The sequence below is a fragment of the Microcoleus sp. SVA1B4 genome (genome assembly GCF_036700545.1).
Taxonomy (GTDB): Bacteria; Cyanobacteriota; Cyanobacteriia; order Cyanobacteriales; family Microcoleaceae; genus Microcoleus.
Genome location: NZ_JAUBPB010000041.1, coordinates 40,552 through 60,611, shown reverse-complemented (window position 1 = coordinate 60,611; position 20,060 = coordinate 40,552). Strand labels below are relative to the sequence as shown.

At 47.2% G+C, this 20,060-nt stretch carries 13 protein-coding genes, 1 tRNA gene, 1 pseudogene and 1 other annotated feature; of the genes and pseudogenes, 4 read left to right on the top strand and 11 right to left on the bottom strand.

Features of this window, described 5'->3' with window-relative positions; all coding sequences use genetic code 11:
* Together QT987_RS18780 and QT987_RS18775 are read left to right on the top strand one after the other, a co-directional pair.
* Positions 1-764: pseudogene (locus tag QT987_RS18780) on the top strand (CopG family transcriptional regulator); the annotation flags it as partial.
* Between the two features lie 180 nt (positions 765-944).
* Entirely contained in the window at positions 945-2,555 is a 1,611-nt protein-coding gene (locus QT987_RS18775) for an FAD-dependent oxidoreductase (protein ID WP_333242770.1), read from the top strand.
* 209 nt (positions 2,556-2,764) lie between these two features.
* Here QT987_RS18775 and rplL read toward each other — a convergent pair whose 3' ends face one another.
* From rplL to rplS, 8 genes are all read right to left on the bottom strand, one after another.
* Positions 2,765-3,154, bottom strand: a complete 390-nt coding sequence (gene rplL, locus QT987_RS18770; RefSeq protein WP_333242766.1) for a 50S ribosomal protein L7/L12 — start codon at positions 3,152-3,154, stop codon at positions 2,765-2,767.
* Positions 3,155-3,291: 137 nt separating this feature from the next.
* A complete protein-coding gene (gene rplJ, locus QT987_RS18765; RefSeq protein WP_333242761.1) occupies positions 3,292-3,942 on the bottom strand; it encodes a 50S ribosomal protein L10 in 651 nt (216 codons plus the stop codon).
* Positions 3,943-3,971: 29 nt separating this feature from the next.
* Positions 3,972-4,144 (bottom strand) — a sequence feature (ribosomal protein L10 leader region).
* Between the two features lie 108 nt (positions 4,145-4,252).
* Positions 4,253-4,966, bottom strand: coding sequence for a 50S ribosomal protein L1 (gene rplA, locus QT987_RS18760; protein WP_190663916.1), 714 nt, complete (start codon positions 4,964-4,966; stop codon positions 4,253-4,255).
* A 227-nt stretch (positions 4,967-5,193) separates the two neighbouring features.
* A complete protein-coding gene (gene rplK / locus QT987_RS18755) occupies positions 5,194-5,619 on the bottom strand; it encodes a 50S ribosomal protein L11 (protein ID WP_333031062.1) in 426 nt (141 codons plus the stop codon).
* A gap of 3 nt (positions 5,620-5,622) precedes the next feature.
* On the bottom strand, positions 5,623-6,261 hold the full coding sequence (gene nusG / locus QT987_RS18750; protein ID WP_333054359.1) for a transcription termination/antitermination protein NusG: 639 nt from the start codon (positions 6,259-6,261) through the stop codon (positions 5,623-5,625).
* The gene (gene secE, locus QT987_RS18745; RefSeq protein WP_333054360.1) at positions 6,258-6,491 is read right to left on the bottom strand and encodes a preprotein translocase subunit SecE; all 234 of its coding nucleotides are present in this window, start codon (positions 6,489-6,491) and stop codon (positions 6,258-6,260) included. Before secE ends, nusG begins: the two co-directional genes overlap by 4 nt.
* Before the next feature lie 331 nt (positions 6,492-6,822).
* A tRNA-Trp gene (locus tag QT987_RS18740) sits at positions 6,823-6,895 on the bottom strand.
* A 134-nt stretch (positions 6,896-7,029) separates the two neighbouring features.
* Positions 7,030-7,413: a 50S ribosomal protein L19 gene (gene rplS, locus QT987_RS18735; protein WP_333242756.1), complete on the bottom strand. Its 384-nt coding sequence runs from the start codon at positions 7,411-7,413 to the stop codon at positions 7,030-7,032.
* A 40-nt stretch (positions 7,414-7,453) separates the two neighbouring features.
* On the opposite strand from rplS, the gene QT987_RS18730 reads away from it, so the two are divergent.
* Positions 7,454-8,893 carry an inorganic phosphate transporter gene (locus QT987_RS18730; RefSeq protein WP_445299616.1) on the top strand — a complete coding sequence of 480 codons (1,440 nt, stop codon included), beginning with the start codon at positions 7,454-7,456 and terminating at the stop codon, positions 8,891-8,893.
* A gap of 116 nt (positions 8,894-9,009) precedes the next feature.
* On the opposite strand, the gene QT987_RS18725 is transcribed toward QT987_RS18730, so the two are convergent.
* The 3 genes from QT987_RS18725 to QT987_RS18715 all read right to left on the bottom strand — a co-directional run bounded on the left by QT987_RS18725 (position 9,010) and on the right by QT987_RS18715 (position 18,734).
* On the bottom strand, positions 9,010-9,309 hold the full coding sequence (locus tag QT987_RS18725) for a hypothetical protein (protein ID WP_333242751.1): 300 nt from the start codon (positions 9,307-9,309) through the stop codon (positions 9,010-9,012).
* Positions 9,310-9,571: 262 nt separating this feature from the next.
* Positions 9,572-13,621 carry an amino acid adenylation domain-containing protein gene (locus tag QT987_RS18720; protein ID WP_333242748.1) on the bottom strand — a complete coding sequence of 1,350 codons (4,050 nt, stop codon included), beginning with the start codon at positions 13,619-13,621 and terminating at the stop codon, positions 9,572-9,574.
* 37 nt (positions 13,622-13,658) lie between these two features.
* Positions 13,659-18,734, bottom strand: a complete 5,076-nt coding sequence (locus QT987_RS18715; protein ID WP_333242745.1) for an amino acid adenylation domain-containing protein — start codon at positions 18,732-18,734, stop codon at positions 13,659-13,661.
* Between the two features lie 152 nt (positions 18,735-18,886).
* Here QT987_RS18715 and QT987_RS18710 point away from each other — a divergent pair, with 152 nt between their 5' ends.
* Positions 18,887-19,996: an alpha/beta hydrolase gene (locus QT987_RS18710; RefSeq protein WP_333242742.1), complete on the top strand. Its 1,110-nt coding sequence runs from the start codon at positions 18,887-18,889 to the stop codon at positions 19,994-19,996.
* Positions 19,997-20,060 lie beyond the last annotated feature (64 nt).

The following is a 20,060-nucleotide window of genomic DNA, read 5'->3' as shown; positions in this document are numbered from 1 at the left end:
AATCCAGTGCTCTGGAATCTTTGCAGCAACAGCTAGGCGAAAGAGAACACCGGGAACACGAGTTTCAGCAACAGCTAGGCGAAAAATCCAGTGCTCTGGAATCTTTGCAGCAACAGCTAGGCGAAAGAGAACACCGGGAACACGAGTTTCAGCAACAGCTAGGCGAAAAATCCAGTGCTCTGGAATCTTTGCAGCAACAGCTAGGCGAAAGAGAACACCGGGAACACGAGTTTCAGCAACAGCTAGGCGAAAAATCCAGTGCTCTGGAATCTTTGCAGCAACAGCTAGCAGAAAAATCCAGTGCTCTGGAATCTTTGCAGCAGCAACTAGGCGAAAGAGAACACCGGGAACACGAGTTTCAGCAACAGCTAGGCGAAAAATCCAGTGCTCTGGAATCTTTGCAGCAACAGCTAGCAGAAAAATCCAGTGCTCTGGAATCTTTGCAGCAGCAATTCGCCACCGAAAAGCAAAATCTCGAAAGCCAATTCCAGGAAACCGTGTCGAAGTCGAGTTACGAATCGTTGCAGCACGAGTTAGCAGAAAAGTCAAGTGCGATCGGCGACTTCCAAGTTAAACTGACCAAGTTGCAATATCTGGAAAATCAATTGAACCAGAGTGCGGCGATACAGCGAAATTACGACGCTTTGCAGCAACAGTCTCAAGAACAGCTAAGAACCATCAAAGCTTTACGGGAACAGCTAGCTCAAATGCAGGCTGTGGCTGGGATTGGCGAAGCTTATCTCAACAAGTGGCGCCGTCCCTGATTCTCTCATCAGCACGCCACAGTCTAACGCTCCGGCTGCGCCCGGAGCACTTTACCCCTAAAAAGTCCTGTCAACTCGGACTCCTTCCTCTTGTAGCGATAGATTTCAACCTGTCGCTACAAGAGCTTTTTATTGCAAAATATGAGCATAATATTAAGAAATATTACAATAAATAAATTTATGACAGGCGATCGCACCCCTTTTGGCAAATCCAGTCCAGCAGACACTAAGGGCCGCGTCACGGTAATTGGAGGCGGAATCGGCGGGCTGACAGCAGCAGCCCTGCTAGCCCGCAGAGGATACAAAGTGCTAGTCTTAGACCAGGCGATCGTCCCCGGAGGATGCGCTTCCACCTTCAAACGCAAAGGCTTTACCTTCGATGTCGGCGCCACGCAGGTTGCAGGATTGGAACCCGGAGGCATTCACCACCGAATTTTCTCAGAATTAGACATAGAAATTCCCGCCGCGACACCCTGCGATCCCGCTTGTGCGGTGTTTTTGCCGGGAGAAACCGCACCGATTAGCGTGTGGCGATATCCGCAAAAGTGGCAGCAAGAAAGGCAGCGGCAGTTTCCTGGAAGCGAACCTTTTTGGCAATTATTATCTGCATTGTTCAAAGCTAGCTGGAACTTTCAAGGGCGCGATCCAGTTTTACCGCCCAGAAACTTATGGGATTTGTGGCAATTAATTCAAGCAGTTCGCCCCGATACTTTAATTACTTTGCCTTTCACTTTTATGACAGTGGGAGATGCTTTGCGGCTTTGCGGGTTGGGAGACAATTTGCGCTTGAGAACTTTTCTGGATTTGCAGTTAAAATTGTATTCTCAAGTTGATACCGAAGAAACGGCGCTACTTTACGCGGCCACGGCTTTAGGAGTTTCGCAAGAGCCGCAGGGATTGTATCATCTAGAAGGAAGTATGCAGGTGTTGAGCGATCGACTGGTAGGGGCGATCGAACTCTACGGCGGCAAAGTCCTGTTGCGGCATACAGTTGAAAGTATTGTCACAGCAAATGGCAAAGCCACCGGTACAGTGATTCGCAATCAAAAAACAGGCGAAGTTTGGACAGAAACAGCCGATCGCATTGTTGCCAACGTGACAGCGCAAAATCTAGTAAAATTGTTGTCAAGCGAGCCAAGTGTCGGCAATTTAACAGATAATTTATCGGTTAAATCAGAGACTTCAGAGACAACAAATCAACTCCCAAATCAAATGGCAGGCTACAAATATCGAGTTGATAAATTGCCGCCCGCATCCGGTGCATTTGTCATATATTTGGGAGTGCATGAAAGCGCAATTCCAGAAAATTGTCCGCCCCACCTTCAGTTTCTCTACGATTACGACGGCGAGATTGGGGAAAATAATTCATTATTTGTTTCAGTCAGTCATCCGGGTGATGGGCGAGCACCGGAGGGAATGGCGACAATTATCGCTTCGTCATTTACTGATACTCGAATGTGGTGGAATTCGGTTGATTATGAAGGATTGAAGCAAAAATATACGGCAGGGGCGATCGCCAGTTTGAGCGAATATTTCAATTTGACGCCAGAGTCGATCGTACACCAAGAAGCCGCCACACCCCGCACCTTTGCCCGCTACACAGCGAGAGATAGAGGTGTTGTGGGTGGCATCGGGCAGCGAATACCAACCTTCGGCCCCTTCGGATTTGCCAACCGCACACCAATTAAAAATTTGTGGTTAGTAGGCGACTCCACCCATCCCGGAGAAGGCACTGCCGGTGTTTCCTATTCTGCTTTAACAGTAGTGCGCCAAATGGAGGCAGAATTTTGATGATTGGGTAATAAGCCCAGGCGCATCTAAATCTTATAGTCAAGTTTGATGAAATTCTTGTGGGGTGGGCGTCTCGCCCGCCCAAAAATACAATTTAGATGCCCAAGAGCTGATCATGTTCGGTAAAATAACCGAAAAAACCTCAGTCTGCACCAGCAAACTGAGGTTTCAATAGCGACAGGTTTCCACCTGTCAACTACCTTCTCTGACTACTTGATAGAAATTTTTGCGCCCACAGCTTCAAGCTGTTTCTTCATTTCTTCAGCAGCTTCCTTAGCAATAGCTTCCTTAACTGCTTTCGGTGCGGCTTCTACCAAATCTTTTGCTTCCTTCAGGCCCAGACCGGTAATTGCGCGGACTTCCTTCAGAATTGCGATTTTCTTGTCAGCAGGAACTTCTTCCAGCATGACAGTAAATTCAGTTTGCTCTTCTACGGGTTCAGCAGTCGCAGCAGAAGGGCCGCCCATCATCATCATGTTGCCGACAGGAGCAGCAGCGCTGACGCCGAAAGCTTCTTCAATTTGCTTGACCAATTCAGATGCTTCGAGCAAAGTCAAAGACTTAAGTTTGTCCAAGATTTCATCAGTTGCTGTAGACATTTTTTGAACTCCTAGTTCGATTGTAGATTGTGGATTGTGGATTGTGGATTGCTCATTAATTATGAGTTTCTCGTCTCCAGTCATGAGTTTGTTTCTCAAAACTAACGACTCTTGACTCGTGACTAATTACTAATGATTTACGCCGATGTGCTTTCTGCTTCTGCTGGTGCTTCAGCTTCAGGTTGTGCTGGTGCTTCAGCTTCAGGTTGTGCTGGTGCTTCAGCTTCAGCTTCTGCTGGTGCTTCTGCTGCTACTTCTGCTGAACCGCCGTCTTTTTCAGCATAAGCTTTAAGACCGCGAGCGATCGAAGTAGGAACTTGATTGATACCCACAGCCAACTTGGTTGCGACACCGTTGATAGCGCCAGCAATTTGAGCCATGAGTTGTTCTTTCGACGGCAGATCAGCTAATGCTTTAACATCAGCTTCTTTCAGCACCCGTCCTTCCATCACGCCGCCGCGAAGTTCAGTCTTCTTAGAGACTTTTTGGAATTCTTGGTAAGCTTTAATCGCGCCGCCAATATCTTCTTGCACGAACAGAAATGCCGACGTACCTGTCAGCAATTCTTGTATCGGCTGCCAGGTTTCGTTGCCTTCAACCGCAATTCGCATCAGCGTGTTTTTTGCCACTTGGCAACTGCTGCCTTTCGGACGCAAACGCCGACGCAAATCTGTGATTTCAGCAACAGTTAAGCCCGTGTAGTCAATCACGATCGCCAGTTGAGATTCGCTCAAGGTTTGCTTGAGGTCTGCAATAATCTCATTTTTTACTGCTAAACTTTTGCCCATACTTATTTCACCTCCTTTTAGGATCGAAAATTGCCCGTCAAAAACCCCGACCTTCGAGCCGGGGCAGAGAATTAAAAATTAACAAGTCACAATTAAAAATAGAAAATTTCTAATCTTTGAGTCTTGAGTTTTTATTTCTTCAGCCTCGGCAGGAAATTAAGCGATCGGCACCTGCGGTCTTCAGCTTATTGATTTTTGATTAGGCTATCACGAGAAGGCAGACATAGCAAGGCTATGACGCAAATCTTGTGAGAGATTTACACAGACAGCCGAAGCTGTCTTTTACCTTCTGCCTTCTGCTTAATTCTTTCTACGCAGCATCAAGTTTGGTATCGCGCAGAGCACTGATATCGACTTCGATCGACGGGCCCATTGTTGCGGATACGTACAAACTGCGCCAGTAGCGACCTTTAGCACCAGAAGGACGGTTGCGGTCAACTGTTTCTTGCAAAGCATGAAGGTTGACGAGCAAATCTTCCGCTGAGAAAGCTGCCTTGCCAAACATAACATGAACGATGCCAGTTCGATCGGCACGGAATTCTAGTTTACCACCTTTAAACTCGTTGATCGCCTGAGCAATGTCAGTCGTCACCGTGCCACCTTTCGGAGAAGGCATCAAACCGCGCGGGCCCAATAACCGACCCAATTTTGCCACCAACGGCATCACATCTGGGGTAGCAATCAGGCAATCGAAGTCCATCATGCCCTTCTGAATTTCATCGATCAACTCTTCAGAACCAGCAATATCCGCGCCGGCATTTAGAGCTTCTTTAACTTTTTCGCCCTTAGCAATCACCGCAATTCTGACTACTTGACCAGTTCCTTTTGGTAGCGATACAGTTGTCCGCAACTGTTGGTCAGTATATTTCGGGTCAATTCCCAAACGGATGTGAGCTTCAGCAGCTTCGCCAAACTTAGCGGTTGCTGTTTCTTTCAAAAGTTGCAGAGCTTCCAGCGGTAGATAAGGTCTGTCTTCAACTTTCTTTTGAAGTTCTTGCAGTCTTCGCGATACTTTCTTTGCCATTGTTATCTCCTGGGGTCAGTCGATTTTAGATTTTAGATTTTAGATTTTAGATTGAACCTATCGGACAATCTTAAAATCTACCCGTTTTCGGTTACTAGCGAAGCTTTGCTTCTCCCCCTGAACCGATCGATTTTGGATTTTGGATTTTGGATTTTAGATTGAAGATTTGAGCTTCAACACTGGGAATTACCGATTGCCAACTGACAACTGCCAACTGACAACTGACTTCAATCCGCGATCGCCACGCCCATATTTTTAGCCGTTCCTGCCACAATTTTCATAGCAGCCTCAACATCATTAGCATTGAGGTCAGGCATTTTGGTTTCAGCGATTTCTCGCAGTTGAGCCTGTGTAATCGAGCCTACTTGCTTGCGATTAGGTTCTCCCGAACCCTTAGCAATGCCAGCGGCTTTTTGAATCAAAACCGACGCCGGCGGGGTTTTGAGAATAAACGTAAAACTGCGGTCTTCAAAAACCGAAATTTCTACCGGAACCACCAGACCTGCTTGGTCTGCGGTTCTAGCATTGTACTCCTTGCAAAACATCATAATATTGACGCCGTGCTGACCCAATGCTGGGCCGATCGGAGGAGCTGGGTTGGCTTTTCCCGCCGTAATCGCCAACTTAATTACTGCAACAACTTTCTTTGCCATTAGTTAGTTCTGTTTCTGAACCTGATTGAACTCCAATTCTACAGGCGTATCGCGCCCAAAAATCGAGAGTAAAACTTTGAGCTTGTTTCGTTCCGGGCTAACTTCAATCACATCACCTTCAAAATCTTTAAATGGCCCGGAAAGTACCACAACGTGGTCTCCAGTAGACATCGATACTTTGACAACTGGTTCTGATTCCTGAGCGTTTCTGAAGATCCGTTCTACTTCCGAATGACTCAGAGGTAGCGGTTTGACGTGACCCCTGCCGCGCCCGTAGCGGCGTTTCTGCTCTGCCCCGACAAAATTAATTACATTCGGGGTATTTTTGATCACCTGCCACGTATCCTCGTCCATAAACATACGGATGAGTACGTAGCCGGGAAAGATTTTTTCATCTGACTGCCGCCTGGAACCGTCTTTGCCGACTTTGATCGCCGGAGTTTGCGGAATTTCTACTTGAACGATGCGATCAGCAACATCCAAAGTTTGAATCCGCTGCTGCAAGTTTGCCTTCACGCGCTTTTCGCAGCCAGAGGCAACTTGAACAGCATACCAGCGAGCATCAATCTCCGGCACATCTGGCGATGCTGCCTGTCCCGTCGCTTCTGTGGAATACTCAGATTCTTCTGATGCAAAAGTCATGGCCCAAACACCTTTCCCGCGCCCCAGTTAAAGAAGTTATCCACCAAATAGATCAGGCTTGCTGAGAGGATCACCATCAAAAGCACGGCCAAAGACTCGCTGATTAGCTGCTGCCTGCTAGGCCAAACCACTTTGTCGAGTTCTTCTCTAGTTTCCTTAAAAAAACCCGCAGGGTCAAACCCAGGCGCTGTTATTTCTTGAGTTTCTTGAGCTTCGTCTTTTTTCGCCACGATTCAATCCCCCTTGCGATTTTAGATTTTAGATTTTAGATTTTAGATGGTGTGAGTGGCCCGCGGCTCTCAGATTTTGTGACACTAACCACTTACGCCCAAGTCCCAAATCTCAAATCTAAAGCCACGACTTTTTTACAAGCCCAACCAATAAACGGCGTAAATGCCGATCGCCGAAACCGATGATCGAGAAGCCACACCGAGCATTTGTTGATGGCATTTTTTGCGAACCGCCCACAAAAATTAATTCTACCCGAAAGTTTGCGGTTTTGACTGTTGCCAGCCAATAGTCCGGGCGCTTTCGGGCAGAATTTAAAGTTTGGTGATTCAGCGCGCCCTGGAGGACTTGAACCCCCGACATCAGGTTTTGGAGACCTGCGTTCTACCAACTGAACTAAGAGCGCACAGGTGAGGTTGCTGAAATTCGCTTAACCTCTAGATTTCTATTTTAACACAGTGCGCTCGTAAATGGGAAACTTTTTTTTTATTTTTTTCAATTTCCCATGAACCATGAACCAAGGGAAAGCTGGGTGCATTCCTACAGGGAGCGATCGAACCGCTGTTTGACGCGAGTAGCTTTGCCCACCCGATCGCGCAGGTAGTAAAGTTTTGCTCTGCGAACTTTCCCGCGGCGCATCACTTGGATCGTGGCGATGCGGGGCGAGTGAATCAAAAACACCCGTTCCACTCCGACGCCCTGAAACACGCGACGGACGGTGATTGTTTCATTAATCCCGCCGTTACGCATGGCAATCACAGTCCCTTCGTAGGGCTGAACCCGTTCTTTGTTACCCTCTTTAATTCTTACGCCGACTCGCACTGTGTCGCCGACGTAAATTTCGGGGAGAACTTTGCTGAGTTCTTGCTTGACTCTATCTATTTCTGCCGTTTCGATAGAACGGATTATTTCTGCGCCTTTCATCGGATTTACCAAAACTCACAATCCCTTATCATATATCGAAATGCCCGTTTTATGTCAAAAAATTTCTATGTTAGATACCTCTGGAGTCGTATTTCTGCAACTAGGGGCAATGGCCGCACTGGCCTTGTACGTCGCCGCCAACTTGGGTGCCAACGATGTCGCTAACTCGATGGGGACATCCGTAGGCTCGAAGGCCCTAACGCTGCGGCAGGCAATAATTGTTGCAGGCATACTGGAGTTTTCCGGTGCAGTGCTGTTCGGCCAAGGAGTTTCCGAAACTCTGGCAACAGGAGTTGTGAATGCAGAAGTGTTCGCGGCAAAACCGCAAGTATTTTTAATCGGGATGGTGTCAGTGCTGATTGCTTGCGGCTTGTGGCTGCAAATCGCTACCAGTCGAGGTTTGCCGGTTTCTTCCTCCCATGCAGTGGTGGGCGCGATCGCGGGTTTTAGCTGTGTTGCAGCCGGAATTAATGCGGTTGATTGGCGAACCATCGGCACCATCTCCCTCACTTGGGTGGCGACACCGATCGCCAGCGGTGCTTTAGCCGCGCTATTTTACAGTGTGGTGAAGTATTCGATTCTCGATCGGCCAGATCCTCTATCTCAAATGCGCGAGTGGATACCTTGGCTGAGTGCAGCAATGCTGAGCGTATTTGGGATCATTGTACTGCCGTCTGTTGTGGATGTTGCTTTGGTGCAGACAGGGGCGATCGCCGCCGCACACGATCGATTTGGCTGGAATCTGCCCATTCACGATATTGTCATTGGCATTGGGAGTATTGGGGCGATCGGCATGACACTCAATAGCTGGAAAAAATTAGAATCAGTTGATAAGGAAGAAGGTTCGGCAGCGGATTTTGTAACGGATGTAACGGATGTAACGGATGCAAGGAATAAGAAAGAGGGAATATTTTCCCAATCTCCCACTCTCCCCCTCTCCCCCTCTCCCCCTCCCCGCCACTCTCCCATCGAACAACAAATGGCGAGATTTCAAGTCTTGAGCGCCTGTTTTGTAGCATTTTCCCACGGTTCCAACGACGTAGGAAATGCAGTTGCTCCCCTAGCTGCGATCGCCTACATCCGGCGCACAGGTTCCTTTCCATCAGGGGATTTCAGCGTACCACTGTGGATTTTAGTCGTTGGAGGCGCAGGAATAGTCATCGGTTTAGCCATCTGGGGCAAAAATGTAATTGCCACAGTCGGCGAAAAGATAATCGAACTCCAACCCAGCGGCGGATTTTGCGCGGAATTAGCCACAGCCACCACAGTCTTGCTAGCATCCCGATTCGGTTTGCCAGTTTCCACATCCCACGCTTTAGTCGGTGCAGTCGTCGGAGTCGGGCTGATCAAAGCTTGGAAAACAGTACGGTTGCAAACTTTGCTGTCAATTGGTTCGGCTTGGCTGGTGACAATTCCGATCGCAGCAGGTTTGGGTGCTATCATCTTCAGCATCGCCCAATCAATCGATTTTAGATTTTAGATTTTAGATTTTAGATTGAAGAATTGGAGGTAGATTGGGATTTACTGTTGGGTGGGGGCGGGTTTACGAGATGATTGGTCTTAGGCCGAGATTATTGGTAAAACCCGCCCCTACATTCAAATGTCAACAGACTCATCCTTCTGATTGCCTCGGTTGGGATAAACTCGCGAAGGCAAAAGTTTCCAAGCCCCAGCATCTGCACCCCAGTTGCGAAAAATCTTCACAGACGCGAAAATTTTAGCGAAACGCCAATTATAGCAACGCTTCCAGTCAGGAGGCCACTGGGCGGTTTCGTCAGCGGCTTGCAAAGCTCTGACTTCAGCTTCGAGTGCTGCGGCGTGGCGCTGCATGATGATTTCTAGTTGCAAAAAGTGTTCTTCGGGCGATTCCCTGCGGGATAGCTTCGCTTCACGCAATTTTTTTACATCCTAACTACAAGGGTGATAAGCTGTTGCGGCGTTTAAATTATATGTTAAAGAACAATCAAACTCTTGTGGGGAGTAGGGGTTGGGCGTCCCGCCCGCCCTGAATATACAATTTAAATGCGCGACAGCTTAGACATCTCCAGAAAAGCCAGCTTTGAACAGGCAAGATGCCTGTTCCACAAGAATTATTGGAGATGGCTGATAGAAATTTCGCACATCAAACCTGGTTTCGACACACAAGCACGCGGGTTCCTCAATCACTTAATTCCTCCTCAAAGCAATGCTTCAGCTTTTGAGCCAGCACCTCAACGTTAGGCTTTCTCAGCATAGTCAGATGATTCCCAGGAACTCTAATCACCTCTACTCTTTGGGTCGTTAATTCACTCCAGCCAAGAGTCGGATCTTGATGATTCATGCTTAGCTTTTCCCTTGATCTAAAAAGAGTAATTCGCTGCGGATAAATTTTCGGTACATAGCTGAGAGTTGCTTGACTGTTAGCCTGAAATACAGTAAACATCGAAGGAATTGCCAGCTCGCGCCAGCTTCTTTCTTTTGACTCCTGAGATAGGATGCTAACCATAACAGCCTGTTTCCAATTCCAGCGATGCAAAAAATTAGCTGCCAAATTAAGCATCTTATTTAATGTCGGAAATTTGGCAAAAATACCGCCACTGTGAATATTTTCAGCAGCAGCCACCAAACGAAAATAATCTACTATAAAAGGCCAGATAGAGCGCGAAACAGTAGTTAGTATAAACTTGCAACCGTCCCAAAAAGAAGGTTTGTTAGCAGAAATCGGCGCTAAAGTATCCAGCACAGCAAGCAAAGCCACTTCGTCCCCCGCTGCGAGCAACTGTTGAGCCATCTCAAAAGCAACCAAACCTCCAAAAGACCAGCCTCCTAAAAAATAAGGCCCTTTTGGTTGAACGGTACGCAAGGCTGCGATGTAGTCAGCCGCCATGTCTTCAATGCTAGTTAACGGAGAACTTTCGCCGTCAATCCCCTTTGGTTGCAGCCCGTAAAACGGTTGATTTTCTCCTAGCCCAAAGGCTAACTCGACATAAGGAAACACGACGCCAAAGATGGGATGGACGCAGAAAAACGGGGGATTTTTACCGCGAGGCTTAATTGCAACTAAAGGCGACCATTCCAGAGATTTTGTTTCTGAATATAGCAAATCGGCTAAACCTTCAATTGTCGGATTTAAAAAAAGAGCAGACAGCGGCAACTCGCGCTGAAATTGCTGGTTAATCTCATTGATGAGGCGGATTGCCAGCAGGGAATCTCCACCCAAATCGAAGAAGTTGTCGCGAATGCCAACGCACTCTGCGTTGAGGATTGTGGCCCAAATTTGGGCGAGGGTTGACTCGGTTGGTGTGCGAGGTGCAATGCAGCTTTTGTCTATTGAATTGCTAGTTAGATTCCCCGGTGCAGGTAGGCGCAGGCGGTCGATTTTGCCATTGGGAGTTAGGGGCAGAAAATCCATCGCCACAAAGGCATTGGGAATCATGTAATTGGGCAGTTGCTGTTTGAGGAAATTGCGTATTTCATCGGGATTAAGCGTCTGATTGTGATTGGGGACGACATAAGCAACTAGGCGTTTGTTGCCCGACAAATCATCCACAGCAACCGCCGCTGTTTCTTTCACTGCTGGATGCTGAACCAGCAGCGCTTCAATTTCTCCCAATTCTATTCGATAACCGCGAATTTTTACCTGTTCGTCAGTGCGGCCTAAAAACTCAATATTGCCGTCGGGAAAATAGCGAGCTAAGTCACCAGTTTTATAAATTCGTTCTCCTGCTTTCTGGCTAAACGGATTAGCAATAAATCGCTGGGCGGTTAATTCGGGGCGGTTCAGGTAGCCTCGCGCTAATCCGCTGCCGCCGATGTACAATTCACCGGGAATTCCAACGGGTACAGGCTGTAAATTTTTATCTAAAATATAGAGTTGAGTGTTAGCTATTGGGCGGCCGATGGGCGGTTTTTTGCTATCGCCAATTTCGGCAAAACTTGACCAAACTGTGGCTTCTGTAGGGCCGTAAGCGTTAAAAAATCTGCGCCCAGAAGCCCAGCGTTTAACAACATCGGGGGAACAAGATTCGCCAGCACAGATGATTGTTTGCAGTGCGGGAAGTTCGGCGTTTGGAAGGACAGCTAGCAGCGAGGGCGGGAGGGTAGCGTGGGTAATAGCATTGTCCTGCAAAAATTGGATTAATGTTTGTCCTGGCAACAAAGATTCTTTCTTGGCACAGTAAAGTGTTGCTCCGGTTCCCAAGGCCATGACAATCTCAAAGATTGAGGCATCAAAACTCAGGGATGCGAATTGCAAAATGCGGTGATTTGAGTTTAAGTTAAAAGCTTCTATTTGAGCTAGGGCTAAGTTGTATAGTCCCCGATGTTCGATTAAAACGCCTTTGGGTTTTCCGGTTGAACCAGATGTGTAAATAACGTAGGCTAGGTTTTCTGGTAGGATATTTGTAGTTTGATTTTCTGGGCTTTGTCGGGCGATAATTTCTCTGTCGGAGTCCAAACAAACTACTGAAAAAACTCCGTAATTTTCCGGCTGCGTCAAGTTTTGGGCTAAGTGCTGCTGAGTTACGAAAATAGACACCTGAGCATCTTCTAACATGAAGTTAAGTCGCTCTTGAGGATAAGTTGGATCTAAAGGCAGGTAGGCTGCGCCTGCTTTGATAATGCCTAGCACTCCGACGATCGCATCTAAGGAACGTTCTACACAAAGGCCCACTAAAACTTCTGGTGCTGCTCCCAATTGCTGCAAGTAACGTGCAAGTTGGTTGGCTCTGCTGTTGAGTTGGCGGTAGGTTAACTGCTGGTTTTCAAAGACGGCGGCGACAGCATCGGGCGATCGCGCGACTCGATCTTCAAATAGGTGATGGAAACACTGGTTTTTCGGATAATCTCTCTGAGTGTCATTCCAATCGATTAATAATTGCTGGTATTCTGGCGCTGTCAGCAAAGCCAAGTCGCTGAGGTGCTGTTTGGGATTGGCAACAATGGCTTCTAGCAGCGTTTGGAAATGTCCCGCCATCCGCGCAATTGTGGCGCTATCAAATAAGTCTGTGCTGTAGACAAATTGCCCTTGAATACTTCCTGCATCTTCCCACAAGTGGCACTCTAAATCCAGCTTGGCGGTTCCCGCGTCAAAGTCGATCGCCTCTCCAACGATTCCCGGCAATTCTAGCGCTGCTATAGGAGTGTTTTGCAGGCTGAAACTAAGTTGAAATAGGGGGTTGCGACTCAACTCGCGATCGGGGTGCAATTCCTCAACCAACTTCTCAAAGGGCAAATCTTGGTGGGCGTAGGCTGCCATTGCGACGTTTTTTACCCGATGCAACAGTTCCCGAAAAGTTGGGTTTCCTGATAAATCTGCACGCAGCACCAAACTGTTGACAAAAAAACCGATTAATGCTTCTATTTCGCTCAGGTTGCGATTGGCGATCGGCGTTCCTACTGCAATATCTACTTGTCCTGTATAGCGGTACAGCAAAGTTTGAAAAGCGGCTAGTAGAGTGATAAATAAAGTCGCGCTTTCTTGCTGGCTCAATGACTTTAGCGCCTCGCTCAAAGCAGGTGATAGTGTTATAAATTGTTTAGCGCCGCGGTAGGATGAAACGGCTGGTCTTTGCCTGTCTGTTGGTAGATTGAGTGTGGTAATTCCGTTTAACTGCTGCCGCCAATAAGCTAACTGGGTTTCTAATACTTCGCCCTGCAACCATTGGTGCTGCCACTCTGCAAAGTCGGCGTACTGTACGGGCAGTGCTGGTAAGTGCGATCGCTCATTTTTTACAAATGCTGTGTAGAGCGTTCCCAGCTCTCGAATTAGCACTCCAATCGACCAACCATCAGCCACAATATGATGTAAATTCAGCAACAATATATGTTCTGTTTCACTGAGTTGTAGCAGCGTTACTTTGAATAACGGCCCAGCGGCTAAATCGAAAGGGCATTGCGCTGCATCGGTTGCGAGTTGCAGCGCTGCGGTTTCCTGCTGAGTTGGCGAGAGATTTTGTAAGTCGATTGTGGGGAGGGATACGGTTAAAATGGGAGCAATAATTTGTACGAGTTCCCCTTCCAAAAGCGTAAATGTGGTGCGTAAAGTTTCGTGCCGCTGCACAATTTCGTTGAAGGTTTGCTCTAAGGATCTGAAGTTGAGGGAACCTGTTAAGCGGAGCGCTGTTGAGACATTGTAGAAAGGATTGCCCGGTGCTAATTGATTGAGGAACCAAAGCCGCTGCTGGGCAAAGGATGCCGGGAAGACGAAAACATCTGTTTCTTGCTGCATATTTATCGAAACTGTACGCTTTCACCAGCGCTCATTTTTATTTAATTTCTTGATTAAAAGATGATAGCTTCCTCCGCCGACTATCGCGCGAAATGGGCACTAAAGCCGGAGCTTGACTTTTAGAATTATTATCTTTTAAACTCTCAACAATCTTAGATAATTCTGCAATTGTCGGCGCTTCAAAAACTCGGCGCAAAGGCAACTCTACCGCGAAAGCATCTCGCACTCTCGAAACAAGCTGAGTCGCCAGCAGCGAATGGCCTCCCAATTCAAAGAAATTGTCCCGGATACCCACTCGCTTTATCCCCAAAACCTCAGCCCAAATTTTCACTAAAACTTCCTCAATAGAAGTATGAGGCGCAACATAACCGCCAGCCCATTCTAACTTAATCGGCTGCGGTGCAGGCAAAGCGAGCCGATCGACCTTTCCGTTAGCCGTCACCGGTAGCGACTCCAGCACCACAAAAGCCGACGGAATCATATATTCCGGCAGTTTTTCTGCTAGATAAGCCTGCAACTGCGGCACTAATTTACGCGCTGCTTTAGCTTGTAAGGGATTGTTAGCATAAGAGCGCCAAGGACGCAAGTTATCGCTTCGGGTTTCTGGCACAAAATCTCTAGTTTTGCCCCGTGCAAACACTACATCGTAGCGCCCTTGACTGTCGGAATTAGACCAACTAATATTAACATTATACGGAACTTCCAAAGCATACCACGCTTCGGGATCGACTCCTAAATCCTCGACTTTTTCCACGGCTTTCTGCAACTGACCTGCTGTGGGAAATTTATCGACAACAGACAGCAACTCTGCCGCTTTAACTGCTGCCGTTACCCGCGCATTAGGCACATTAGCAATTCTTAAAACATCGAGTTGATTTTGCAATAATATTTGTTGCACCTTGGTAACAGTCAGATTCTGATTTTCATCCAACCAATCCAGCCGTTTTTCTGCGCTGCACTCCCCTTTTTGCGCTGATTCTGGGCGTGCTGTTTCAGACGCAATATGCAAAATAGCATTGTATCGAAAATCAGTTAACTCATTGTGATAGCTACCGCGAATTAATTGAATCTCTACGCCGTCAATCTGCGGAAAGCGGTGTTTTAATGCACTAAAAAAATCTGGATCAATAACTAACTCTGTTTCTTGAAAAATTTGCATTTGTACTCGCTGCTGCAACTGTTCGCCCGCGAGAGAAGGTTCGGCTTGATACAGTTGTACGGAAGCCTGGAAAGCTGCCAGCAACGGCAAGCTGCGGACATCTCCGATGAATATAAAGCCGCCGGGAGCAGTTGCTTTCACCGCACCTTCTAGCACCTGCACGAGATAGTCGATAGTCGGGAAATATTGCACGACTGAGTTGAGAATTACTGCGTCAAAAGCTGCTGTCTCTACTCCTTCAAAGTCAGTCGCCATTTTCTGAAGCAGCGTTACATTAGCTAATTCTTGATTTGCCAAGTGCTGCCGAATATAGTTGAGCGAAATAGGTGAAAAGTCTGTGCCGCAATATTGAGTGCAGCGAGGGGCAATTTGGAACAGCAACAAACCTGTGCCGCAGCCAATTTCTAACACTCGGCTAGGCTGCAAAGCTAAAATTTGGGCGGCTTGATTGTTCGCCCAGTCGCGCATCTGTTCTGCGGGGATTGGCTGATTAGTATAACTGCTATTCCAGCCGACAATATTAAATGTTGGATCTGAGTCAACAGCAGGTTGATTGTAAGTTTCATTGTAGAGGATTTGCCACTGCAAAACCTGTTCGTCCTGCAATTGCATTATTTGGCTTTTTTCGCGGGCAACGCTATATTCTGGATTCAGGGCAATATAAGCTACTAAACGTTTATCTCCCTGTCCATCTTCCGAAGCTATTGCTACAGTTTGCTGCACCGCCGGATGTTGAGTTAATACTGTCTCGATTTCTCCTAATTCGATGCGGAAACCGCGAATTTTTACTTGTTCGTCAATGCGCCCTAAAAATTCAAGGTTGCGATCGCCTCTGTAGCGCACTAAGTCGCCGGTTTTGTAAATCCGCTCTCCTGAATTTGGTTTAAACTGAGATGTTATACTATTATCGAGAACAGGCAAGATGCCTGTTCCACAAGAGATGAATTTTGTTGTGGAACAGGCATCTTGCCTGTTCCTAAACAAGTCATTGAGAATGGTGTCTGAATTTGGTTTAAAAGGATTGGGAATAAAGCTTTGTGCGGTTAAATCGGGGCGGTTGAGGTAGCCGCGAGCGAGTCCGTTTCCGCCGATGTACAATTCGCCAACAACCCCCATTGGTACGGGCTGCAAATATTTGTCTAATATGTAGATTTGAGTGTTAGCAATGGGGCGGCCAATAGTCGGGGCGATGTCTGTTTGCTCTGTTACAGGAATATAACCGGAAGTTGTAACGACGGTGTTCTCGGTTGGGCCGTAATTATTTACTAGCTTAAATGGATGGGATTTTAAAGGATGTTGTTGCAGTTTTTCGCCGCCTGTGAGCAAGATTCGCAACGCTGTTGTTTGAGGCCAATCTAATAGCAAAACTTTCTCGGCTAAAGGTGTTGGCAAAAAGCTAATTGTAATGGCTTTTGATACTAACCAGTTTTGCAGTTTTTCTGGATCTCGCCTGATGTCATCTTCTGGAAAGTAGATGCTAGATCCGGCGGCGAGATAAGGCCAAATTTCCCACCCGCAAGCATCAAAGCCGATCGCTGCTATTTGCGTTGCTCGATCGCCCGCTGACACCCCAAACTCTCTTTGATGCCAAAAAACGAGATTTAACAAGCTCCCGTGCTCAATTTCCACTCCTTTCGGCTTTCCCGTGGAACCGGAGGTGTAAATCGCGTACACCAGATTTTCGGCTGTGGCTGCGCTGGTGGGATTGTCGGCGATTTCTTGGGAAATCATCTCCCAGTCTGTGTCTAGAAAAACAACCCTTGGATGGTGAATTTTATCATCTGACTGTGTTTCTAAATTTTGCACTTCGCCATCATCCACCAGGGAATCAATTCCCTGGCTCATAGCTGAAGTCGGCTGAAGCCGACTGGAAACTTGTCCTCCTTCAGTCGTCTTTAGACGACTTTCGCTATTAGACAGGGAATTTATTCCCTGGCGGGTAAGCAATACTGACACTTGAGCATCTTTTAGCATAAAGCTCGATCGCTCAGCAGGATAGCTCGGATCTAAAATTAAGTAAGCTCCTCCCGCTTTCAGGATACCCAACATCCCCACAATCAGATCGAGCGATCGCCCGCAGCAAAGCCCGACTAAAACTTCCGCCCCAACCCCAATTTTTTGCAAATAACGTGCTAGTTGGTTGCTGCGGAGATTGAGCTGCTGGTAGGTGACTCGCTCCTCTCCAAATACCAGCGCCACCGCATCCGGTGTCCGATCGGCTTGCATTTCAAATAGCTGATGGATGCACAAATCTTGCGGATAATCCGCCTGAGTATTGTTGCATTCAACTAACAAATAATCACGCTCTTGGGCGCTCAAATATTGCAAGTTGGCAATTCGCTGTTCGGGATTTGTCACAATGCTTTCTAACAAAGTTTGAAAATGCCCGATCAGGCGGGTAATGGTAGCTTCATCAAATAAATCGGCGCTGTAAATAACCATGCCGCTGATACCCTCGGAGCTATCAACCCACAGCTTATTGCTGGGCGATTGGTTGCTTCCCGAGCTGTTGGGCGATCGCTCCCACAAATGAAACTCCAAATCAAACCGCGCTGTACCCACATCTAACTGCTGCGGGCTGAGTGTTAATTCTGGCAATTCTAACTGATTCCCCGGCGCGTTTTGCAGCGCAAACGCCACCTGAAATAAGGGATTTTGGTTCAACGCGCGATCGGGGTGCAGTTCTTCTACTAACTTCTCAAACGGCAAATCTTGGTGAGCGTAAGCTCCTAATGCTACCTCTTTGACTCGGTTTAAAAGTTCCCGAAAAGTTGGATTTCCCGACAAATCTGTACGCAACACCAAACTGTTGACAAAAAAACCGATTAATGCTTCTATTTCACTGCGGTTGCGATTGGCGATCGGCGAACCTACAACAATATCTTCTTGCTGGGCGTAATGGTAAAGCAACGTTTTAAAAGCTGCCAGCATTGTCATAAACAGCGTCACTCCTTCGCGCTGGCTCAACGTTTCTAAAGCCTCGCTCAGTTGTTTTGGCAGTTGCAAAAATTGCCTTTTGCCTCGGTAACTTTGAATTGCTGGCCTGGGTCGATCCGCAGGCAAATTTAGCATAGAAATCCCGTTTAACTGCTGCCGCCAGTAAGCAAGCTGCGTTTCTAAAACTTCCCCTTGCAGCCATTCGCGCTGCCATTTGGCAAAATCAGCATACTGGATCGATAAAGTCGGTAACGGCGAAGGTTTTTCGCTAGCAAATGCCGTGTAAAGTGCGCCTAATTCCTGAATTAGCACTCCGATAGACCAACCATCGGAGACAATGTGGTGCATATTCAGCATTAGTAAATATTCGGCATCATCCAACTGCAACAATGTGACTCGCAGCAACAAGTCAGTTGACAAATTGAAAGAGCGTTGAGCTTCCTCAGTGGTGAGCCTGTTTGCTTCAGTTTGTCGAGATTCCTTTGGCAAATTTCGCAAGTCCACTACATTAATTTGCAGGTGGAAAGCAGCAGCTATTCTCTGAAATGGTTGGTTTGAAACTACTGCTAAATTCGTGCGTAAAGCTTCGTGACGGCGCACAATTTCATTGAAGGTTTGTTGCAGCGCCGAAAAATTGAGCGTTCCTGTCAAACGCAATGCTGCAGGAACATTATAAAAAGGATTATTCGGGACTAATTGGTCGAGAAACCACAAGCGCTGCTGTGCAAAGGAAAGCGGTATATTTCCTTCCCGCCCCATAGAAACAATCGGTGTAGAAGTTAAACTAGAAGTACGATTAGCTGCTTTTAAAAAAGAAATAATTTCGGCTTTTTTATGAGAAATTTCTGCCCGTAGTTCTGGTGTAATAATTCCTTCGGGAGCGTTGCAGCGCAGGCGCTCGCCCTCAACAAAAATATTAATATCTAGACTGCGAAGATAAGATAAAAACTCAACTAACTCAACCGTGACCGAATCTCTTGCATTTGGCGATGAACTCGATATTTTTTGATCGGGCATTTTGAGTCATCCTGTGATTATTTTTGCAAATATAAAAGAAATTCTACCAGCGCACAAATTAAGAGCTTAACCGATCGCTTGCTTACTGTGGCCTAACCTGAGTATGATTCTGTTTGAATCCGCAACCAAAATCCTACCCAAGGTTTCAGCTTATGCCGTTCATGCCCTTCAATTTCCTGTTCCTATGGCTGGTGGGACTGCTGTCCGTCGGGGTTCTTGGCGGAGGTATATACATTATTTACGAATGGTACATGGGCGCACTTGTAGGGATTTCCTACTTAATCAGCGGAGTGTTGATGCTTCTTTGGTGTGTTGGCGGCCGCTTTATCAGTTTGCCGCTGTTCCGCCGCCCCGGTGCTGACGAACCGAAGCCCACGCGGACGGGTACGGTGCAGCGGGTAGAGAGGCCTGATGGCACTATTTTACAAGTAGAATTCTACGGCCCAGAGGACGGACAGCCGATTATTCTCTCGCACGGTTGGGGGCCCAACAGTATGGTTTGGTATTACGCGAAACGGCAACTCAGCGATCGCTACCGAGTGATTGTTTGGGATCTTCCAGGCCTGGGAAAATCCACTCGACCAAAAAACAGTGACTACTCCCTAGAAAAATTTGCCCGCGATCTTGAAGCCGTCATTGCCATAGCAGGAAATAAACCTGTTATCCTACTCGGACACAGCATGGGCGGCATGATTTCTCTAACATTCAGTCGGCTTTTTCCAGAACTTCTCGGTAGTCGAGTAGCTGGTTTAATTCTGGTAGATACGACTTATACTAATCCCGTCAAAACCGCTATTTTTAGCGGTTTATTACGCGCTTTGCAAAAGCCGCTGCTTCAACCTATGCTCTATCTCACCATAGCTCTTGAACCGATTATGTGGGGAATGACTTGGCTGAGCTATCTCAATGGTTCACTGCACATCAGTGTAGAATTATCGGGATTTAAAGGCACTGAAACGCGCGGTCAATTAGAGTTCTCAGCTTTCTTATCAGCCTTGGGTTCTCCCGGCGTTCTCGCTCGCGGCACACTGGGAATGCTCAAATTTGATGAAACAAAAACTTTGCCATCAATTCACATTCCAGTGTTGGTGATCTGCGGCGATTCAGATATTGCCACTACCCCCCCAGCTAGCCTGCGGATGAAAGCAGAATTGCCTCAAGCAGAGCTAGTTACTATACAGAAAGGAGGACACATGGCATTAATCGAGCATAACCAGCAGTTTGCAGAAGCTGTCAGGGCTTTCTGCACTGAAATTTCCTAACTAAAAATGTGAGTTAAAACTGAGATATTTCAGCATTCTCAAGAACAGGCAAGATGCCTGTTCC